The sequence below is a fragment of the Bacillus sp. JJ722 genome (assembly GCF_036963345.1).
Lineage (GTDB): Bacteria > Bacillota > Bacilli > Bacillales > DSM-1321 > Bacillus_AD.
Map to the genome: position 1 here is coordinate 23,489 of NZ_JBALMO010000004.1, position 6,883 is coordinate 30,371.

Here is a 6,883-nt window from a genome sequence, read left to right on the forward strand (position 1 = left end):
TCTAAAGTATATCATTTTTTAATTACATAGAAGGAATGAAAAAAATTCTTATTGCATTTTAGTGGGGGTCCTTTATGATTATACATCCTATGATCATCACTTTTTTTATATTACTAATTGTTACTTTATTATTTATACAGAGTAAATTTAGACCAGATTTAATTGCTGTTGGATCTCTATTAGCTCTTACGATATTAGGAATTCTCACACCGGAAGAAGCATTATCGGGCTTTTCGAATCCGGTTGTTATTATGATAGCTGGTTTATTTGTAGTTGGTGCTGGTATCTTTGATTCAGGTTTAGCAAGAAATATTGGAAACTCATTGCTGCGGTTAGGGGGTAATAGTGAGCGTAAATTATTGTTCATTCTTATCGTAACTGTTGGACTATTTAGTGCTGTATTAAGTAGCACAGGTACCGTAGCTGTTTTGTTGCCTGTTATTATAAGTATTGCGTTAGAACAGAACGTAAGTCCATCACGCTTTCTGTTGCCATTGACATTTGCTAGTAGTTTAGGTGGTTTGTTAACCATTATTGGTACGCCTCCCAATTTAGTTGTTAGTGATGCACTAGTGAAAGCTGGATATGAGAATCTAGGCTTTTTTGCACTAACGGGAATAGGAATTATTGCGTTAATGGCAGGGTTGGTGTTCATGATGACGATAGGGAGAAAGCTATTGCCGAATCATGCAGCAACTCCATCATCCTATGGGAAAAGTTTGTCTAGCGGTGAGTTGGCAGGGTTATATAAAGTATATGACCAACTGCACTTCGTATATGTTCCTGAAATGTCAGACATTGTTGGTGAAAGATTGGCTGATTTGAAATTGCCATTAAACTTTGAAATAACTGTTATTGAAATCGAACGTATTAATAAAGAGAAGTTATCGATAAAACAATCGAAGCAAGCTATTGTTGCTAGAGCGAATGAAATTGTGCATCCTCATGATTTATTATTAGTGTTTGGTGGAATGAAAGAAGTAGAACGATTTGTAAAACGTTATGAATTAGAACAGAAATCATTTGATTCAGCTGATATAAAAGCACATTTTCTGGGGAAATCTTATGGAATGACAGAAATATTAATTGCTCCTCATTCAAGTATGGAAGATCAGACGATTGTTGATGCTCATTTCAGAGAAAAGTATTCGTGTAACGTTCTAGCAATTAATCGTAAAGGTGAGTACATCCATACTGATTTCATGAAAGAGAAATTGAAGTTAGGAGATGCATTGCTTATTCATGGGAAATGGGAAGATATCGAGATGTTATCCAAAGATAAGCATGATGTTGTCATACTCGGCACGGTATCCGAAGAAGCCAATATTGTTTATTCAAGTGGAAAATCTCCAATTGCAGCGGCCATCCTAGCGTTCATGCTTATTTTGTTGATATTTGAGGTCGTTTCACCAGTTATGAGTGTTTCTATTTCTGCTTTTTTAATGATTGCTACGGGATGCATTCGTTCTATTGAGATAGCTTATAAAAAAATTCAATGGGAATCAGTGATCTTAATCAGTACCATGTTACCGATGGCTATTGCACTTGAAAAAACAGGTGGAGTACAGTTTATTAGTAATGGTATGCTAAATATTTTTGGTAATTTTGGTCCTTATGGAATTTTAATTAGTTTATATCTCATAACAACGATACTTTCACAATTTATTAGCAATACCGCTACTGCGATTATTTTAGCGCCAATTGCAATTACAACAGCTATTGGAATGGGAATAAGTCCATATCCATTACTTGTGTGCGTGGCTGTAGCTGCAAGTATGTCATTTTCAACACCAGTTGCATCCCCAACAAATGCATTGGTTATGACAGCAGGAGGATATAAATTTAATGATTTTGTAAGAGTTGGAGTACCATTACAAATATTTGTTGGGATATTTGTACTAATTGCAATTCCACTGTTCTTTCCTTTCTAGAATAATGGGATAAAAAAGATAAAGCCTATAAAGGTTTTATCTTTTTTTATTTTTTCTTACAATGAATCTGGTAAGAAGTAATTATACATTTCAATTGCGTCTGAACAGGTTTCTAAAGTTGCAAGCGTTCTTGGATTAGGATTTATATAAATGGTAGGGAAGTCTTTCTCACCAATGTCTTCATTCGGGTAGAAGGCTAGTTTTTCTCGATTTATAGAAAAATCAGCATTAATTCCAGGTTTATTCCCTCTTGTATCAAAACGAACCCAACGTTGTAATGATTGAATATATACTGCATTTAGTGCGTGTAAACAATAGCCTTTTTCAGGCGTATCAAAGGTCATAAGGCGTTGATAACAAAATCCTGTAGGGATACCTTCAGAACGTAATAAAGCTGCTATTAGATTCGATTTTGCATAACAAATACCTGATTTAAATTCAAGAACATCTGAGGCTTTTCGAGTTACTTTCCGACTTTGTATGTCCCAAGAATGTGAAATATGATCTCGTACATAAAGAAATGCAGATTGGACTTTTTCGATGTCACTTCGTTTATCATGAAATAATTGTATTGCTTTAGTTCGAATTAAATAATGAGAGTAATCAACTACATCGGTTTCAACTACATAATCCTTTAGATTGAGTGATTCTGGCTCCAATTTCATTTTAAACAGCATCCTTTTCCTTTTTTTGTTCGTTTAAAATATAAAACTGAGTTAAATTATCTCTCTTTTTGTAATTTTCTTATTTATAAAATAATATAATTTTACTCTATTTATAACTGTTAATAAAGTAAAAAAGGCAGAATTTGATTGTTTTGTGAAAAATGTGGAATCTGATTTAATAATAATTCAAGATGTGAGTCCCACGGGGAGCAAATGTAAAGTAAGGATTTTAGGCCATTTAACTCAGTGCTTTAAACTACAACCTGTTTTACAATAATGGTATAATTTAGCTATCATGAATATGTTCGGAGGGTACAACATGGATGCAATGGAAGTGTTGACAAATCTTGAACATCTACAACCATTTTTTCAACCTATTTTTAGTGCAGATGATCATGTTGTGATCGGGTATGAGATTTTAGGAAGATATGTAAATGATTCAGGTGTAGAAAGTTTAGGATCTTTTTTTCAAGATGAATCAGTCCCGGATGAGTATAGAGTGGAAGTAGATAATCATGTACTTCGACTGGCACTTGAGAAGATGAAGGACATGGAAGATGAATTTTTAATATTTATCAATCGAGATCCAAATCTATTGATGCTTGACCACGGAGAAGGATTCCTTGAAATTGTAAAAGAATATGTAAGTGAAGAAAATATGTCGCGGATCGTTATTGAGCTTTCTGAGAAGAAATTTGATGGCGATATGGAGAGTTTACACCATCTGTTGTCATATTATAAAACCTATGGCATTAAAGTCGCTATTGATCATTTAGGTGCTGATAGTCATCTAGACCGCATTTCTACATTGTCTCCCCAAATTTTAAAAGTCAATCTAGAACAATTGAAATATCAAGGCTGGGATACACATAAGGATGTTATTGCTTCGATTGGTGTCCTAGCACGAAAAATTGGTGCTACGCTTCTTTTTGAAAGCATTGAAACGGTGTATCAGTTACAGTTTGCATGGCGAAATAGTGGAAGATATTATCAAGGTTTCTATTTGGCAGAGCCAAATGCTAATTTTATAAATAAGGAGCAATTAAAAGACCGTTTTAAAAAGGAATGTCATAGTTTTATAGTTGCTGAGAAGAGAAGTTTGGAGCAAAAGTTTAATAAGAAGAAGCAGCTACAGGACGAAATTCGTACAATAGTGCAGAAATCGAAGCTTTTAAGTGCAGATATAGAACAGTTAAAGGGACTAGCAAAGTCACTAGAAGCTTTTTCTTTTCGACTGTATGTTTGTGATGAAGATGGTTTTCAAACATCTCCTAATATTTTAAGGCAGCATAGCGAATGGATCATTCAAGATGAATATCAAAATAAGAATTGGAGCTGGAGACCTTATTTCTTGAAAACAATTATTAAGATGAGAAATGACCAAAAGGGTGAGTTTTCTGATCCGTATAGTGATATCGATACAGGGGTAACGACTAGAACATTCTCCATTCCATTAAATGAAAGCGAATATTTATTTATCGATTTATCTTATGATTATTTATACGAGCATGATTTGTTTTAAGTCGTAATGTAAAAAAGAGATTGCCTGAAAAATATTTCTGGCAATCTCTTTTTGGTGATATTAAGCGTCAAGCACTGGATTTTTCTCGAACCATTATTAGCTCTTTGAAGCTAATTGTACGCTTACGCATTGTAGTTTATAAAGATAACAGTTTTTCAATCTTTTCTTGATCAAATCCAATGAGTACTTCTTCTCCAATAACGATGACTGGAGTGGAATAAGCATCGTATTTAACCATCATTTCTTTCTTAGCTTTACTGTCACGTGCAATGTTTTTCTCTTCAAAAGGTATACCATGATTCTTCAAGTAAAGTTTTGTAAATTCACATGGCGGACAATTTGGTTGGGTGTAAACAATAACTGCTTGCATAGATTCCTCCAAAAAAGTTCTTAAAGAAGTATTATAGCATAGGTGATTGTATCACTTCCGAGATTATTCTGTAATGACACCTTTTAACAATGCATCAATAATACCCATAGCAGATACTTTAGCATCCAGCTCTAAAATTTCATAAACAGGATGTTCTCGATGGATATGATATGCTCCTAAATATTCTGTAAATCGTTTCATTAATAAGTCGCTCGCTATCTTCATCCTGTCATCAGTATCTGTTGATTCTTTCATAGCTAGTCTACCACACTCAATAAAGATTGGTAGCCAGTGACGTAGTTGCTTAAATAATTCGGTAGGATTATTGCTATGACCGTAATGACCAAAGTATATACAATCAGGATTAAGGCTTTCAAATAATGCAATCGATTTCTCCATAGCTTTAGGGTTGAATTGGCTGGGAGAAGTAGAAGGCAGGAATAATAGAGCAGGGCTATCATCGAGTTCGCGATAGTATATTCCGGCTGTATCACCAGTAAATATACCATTTGATAAAGAATCATGGATGGCAATATGATGATTAGCATGTCCAGGTGAATCATAAAATGTTAATGTTCGATTTTCTATAACTAATTGTTCACCATGTTGTACAACGGTTAATCGGTCTTTTGGAATCGGTACAATTGGATTAAATAGATTGTCGAAGTCCTCTCCGTATACAGCTCGTGCACCGGCAATTAGTCTGCTTGGATCTTCTAGATGTCTAGCTCCTTTAGTGTGAACAATTACGTTTGCGTTTGGACATTTTTCAAGAAGTAGCCCAGCTCCACCAGCATGATCTAAATGAATATGTGTAACGATAATATGCTCAATATCGTGTAAGTGAATGTTGAGTTCTTCAAGTCCTTTTAATATGTATGGTATGGAGGGACTGGCAGAGGTTTCGATGATTGTTACCTTTTTTCCTTTTATAACATAACAACCTGTTCTTTTTTCTCTTTGTAAGTCGTGACAATCGATACAATAAATAGTACTATTAATTTGTTCAACAGAAGACATAATATAACCCTCCTAAGGCAATGATACTATTATTTTAAAAGTAAATGTGCATTATGTAAATAATGATTAAAAATTCAGAATTTACTTAGGCGTAGCGGGTGGATAATATTTTATGTTATAGTGAAAACTACCGGAAAGAATTCTGCTACATATTGAAAGGAGATGCACTATGTCCCAACTACAAGGCATCATTACAAGACTGAATAATCTACAAGAACAAGCAAAGGAAACAGAAACTGCACAACGCTTTTTTGAAATAGATGGTGTTAAAAAATGTCAAGTAACATTCTATAATAAAACAGCTATGTTTGAATTAGAAGTATACGATGAAAAGGGAAAATCATCTAAGTATCAATTCGATAACATCGATATGATTACAATTGAGATTTTCGATCTATTACAAGCGTAAGAGTCCATTTTTGGACTCTTTTTTTATGCTGCTTTTTTCTTTCAACAATCTTTTGACATTCTAGGTGTGTTATAATACGGTTAATAAAGTTGTAAGGGTGGTAATGAGTTTGCAAACACTCATTTTAGTTGTCATGTTGTTTATTATTTTGCTCATGCTTGCTGAATTAATGACTACCAAAAAAGAACTAATAGCGATTCGGAAGCTATTGGAGGGCAGAAAGAATAAGAATTAACGGCTAATTTTTCCAACCGACAAGAACAGCAATTAAAAATATGCTAAAATAAGTAAAAAGAATATATTCTTTATTATAAAGTAGGGATTAAAATTATGTTAACAAGTAATAATATAGAATTGCTTACTTCACCGATTGAACCTTTTGTTATATCTGCTGAAAGAGTAGCTCATGTCCAATTTGCTAATAATTTGGAACATGGTTTATTAGTTTTAACTAAAAGCGGCTATACAGCCATACCGGTATTAGATCCACATTTTAAATTATATGGACTGATAAGCTCTCCTTTAATTCTAGACGCTATTCTGGGGTTAGAGAGAATTGAATTTGAAAAGTTAGAAGAAATGAAAGTTAGCGATGTGATGAATGTTAATATTCCAAGATTGCGCATGGATGATTCATTAAAACGTGGTTTTGAATTATTGATTGACCACCCATTTGTTTGTGTGGAAAATGAGGAAGGCATTTTTGAAGGAATTTTAACGAGAAGATCTATTCTTAAAAATGTGTATGATAACCTTGAGGATTAATAAGGTCGGTTACTTGTTTTAAGAAAGATCATAAGAATACTATGGTAGCCGGCTTAGAAGTTATTTTCAAGCCGGCTTTTTTAAAGATTGTGGGGTGTCTAGCTCCAGCGCCCAGCTCCTAGTGGACTTCACCATCCTCCCTACGATAAGTCAACGGAGAAATGCGGAATCGGCCCGTTTAGCCCCGACAAGCATAAGACA

General features: G+C 34.1%; 8 protein-coding genes. 5 read left to right on the plus strand and 3 right to left on the minus strand.

What is annotated here, in order from left to right:
* Positions 1–74 precede the first annotated feature (74 nt).
* On the plus strand, positions 75–1,931 hold the full coding sequence (locus V7014_RS00345) for an SLC13 family permease (RefSeq protein WP_335502674.1): 1,857 nt from the start codon (positions 75–77) through the stop codon (positions 1,929–1,931).
* Between the two features lie 56 nt (positions 1,932–1,987).
* Here V7014_RS00345 and V7014_RS00350 read toward each other — a convergent pair whose 3' ends face one another.
* Positions 1,988–2,596: a transglutaminase-like domain-containing protein gene (locus V7014_RS00350; protein ID WP_335502677.1), complete on the minus strand. Its 609-nt coding sequence runs from the start codon at positions 2,594–2,596 to the stop codon at positions 1,988–1,990.
* 319 nt (positions 2,597–2,915) lie between these two features.
* Between V7014_RS00350 and V7014_RS00355 the strand changes: the two genes are divergently transcribed.
* Positions 2,916–4,118: an EAL domain-containing protein gene (locus V7014_RS00355; RefSeq protein ID WP_335502679.1), complete on the plus strand. Its 1,203-nt coding sequence runs from the start codon at positions 2,916–2,918 to the stop codon at positions 4,116–4,118.
* 136 nt (positions 4,119–4,254) lie between these two features.
* On the opposite strand, the gene V7014_RS00360 is transcribed toward V7014_RS00355, so the two are convergent.
* A complete protein-coding gene (locus V7014_RS00360) occupies positions 4,255–4,488 on the minus strand; it encodes a glutaredoxin family protein (protein ID WP_335502681.1) in 234 nt (77 codons plus the stop codon).
* A gap of 63 nt (positions 4,489–4,551) precedes the next feature.
* Positions 4,552–5,508, minus strand: a complete 957-nt coding sequence (locus tag V7014_RS00365) for an MBL fold metallo-hydrolase (protein ID WP_335502684.1) — start codon at positions 5,506–5,508, stop codon at positions 4,552–4,554.
* 169 nt (positions 5,509–5,677) lie between these two features.
* Here V7014_RS00365 and V7014_RS00370 point away from each other — a divergent pair, with 169 nt between their 5' ends.
* From V7014_RS00370 to cbpB, 3 genes are all read left to right on the plus strand, one after another.
* A complete protein-coding gene (locus V7014_RS00370; protein WP_335502686.1) occupies positions 5,678–5,917 on the plus strand; it encodes a YkuJ family protein in 240 nt (79 codons plus the stop codon).
* A 109-nt stretch (positions 5,918–6,026) separates the two neighbouring features.
* Positions 6,027–6,152 (plus strand): hypothetical protein, encoded by a 126-nt coding sequence (locus tag V7014_RS00375; protein WP_335502689.1) that lies wholly within the window; start codon positions 6,027–6,029, stop codon positions 6,150–6,152.
* A gap of 95 nt (positions 6,153–6,247) precedes the next feature.
* Positions 6,248–6,682, plus strand: a complete 435-nt coding sequence (gene cbpB, locus V7014_RS00380; RefSeq protein WP_335502692.1) for a cyclic-di-AMP-binding protein CbpB — start codon at positions 6,248–6,250, stop codon at positions 6,680–6,682.
* Positions 6,683–6,883: the final 201 nt, after the last annotated feature.

What these genes read in the sequence shown, in the direction of transcription:
- V7014_RS00365 (WP_335502684.1), bottom strand. Translation starts at nt 5,508, where the DNA reads ATGTCTTCTGTTGAACAAATTAATAGTACTATTTATTGTATCGATTGT.
- V7014_RS00350 (WP_335502677.1), bottom strand. Translation starts at nt 2,596, where the DNA reads ATGAAATTGGAGCCAGAATCACTCAATCTAAAGGATTATGTAGTTGAA.
- V7014_RS00355 (WP_335502679.1), top strand. Translation starts at nt 2,916, where the DNA reads ATGGATGCAATGGAAGTGTTGACAAATCTTGAACATCTACAACCATTT.
- cbpB (WP_335502692.1), top strand. Translation starts at nt 6,248, where the DNA reads ATGTTAACAAGTAATAATATAGAATTGCTTACTTCACCGATTGAACCT.
- V7014_RS00360 (WP_335502681.1), bottom strand. Translation starts at nt 4,488, where the DNA reads ATGCAAGCAGTTATTGTTTACACCCAACCAAATTGTCCGCCATGTGAA.
- V7014_RS00370 (WP_335502686.1), top strand. Translation starts at nt 5,678, where the DNA reads ATGTCCCAACTACAAGGCATCATTACAAGACTGAATAATCTACAAGAA.
- V7014_RS00345 (WP_335502674.1), top strand. Translation starts at nt 75, where the DNA reads ATGATTATACATCCTATGATCATCACTTTTTTTATATTACTAATTGTT.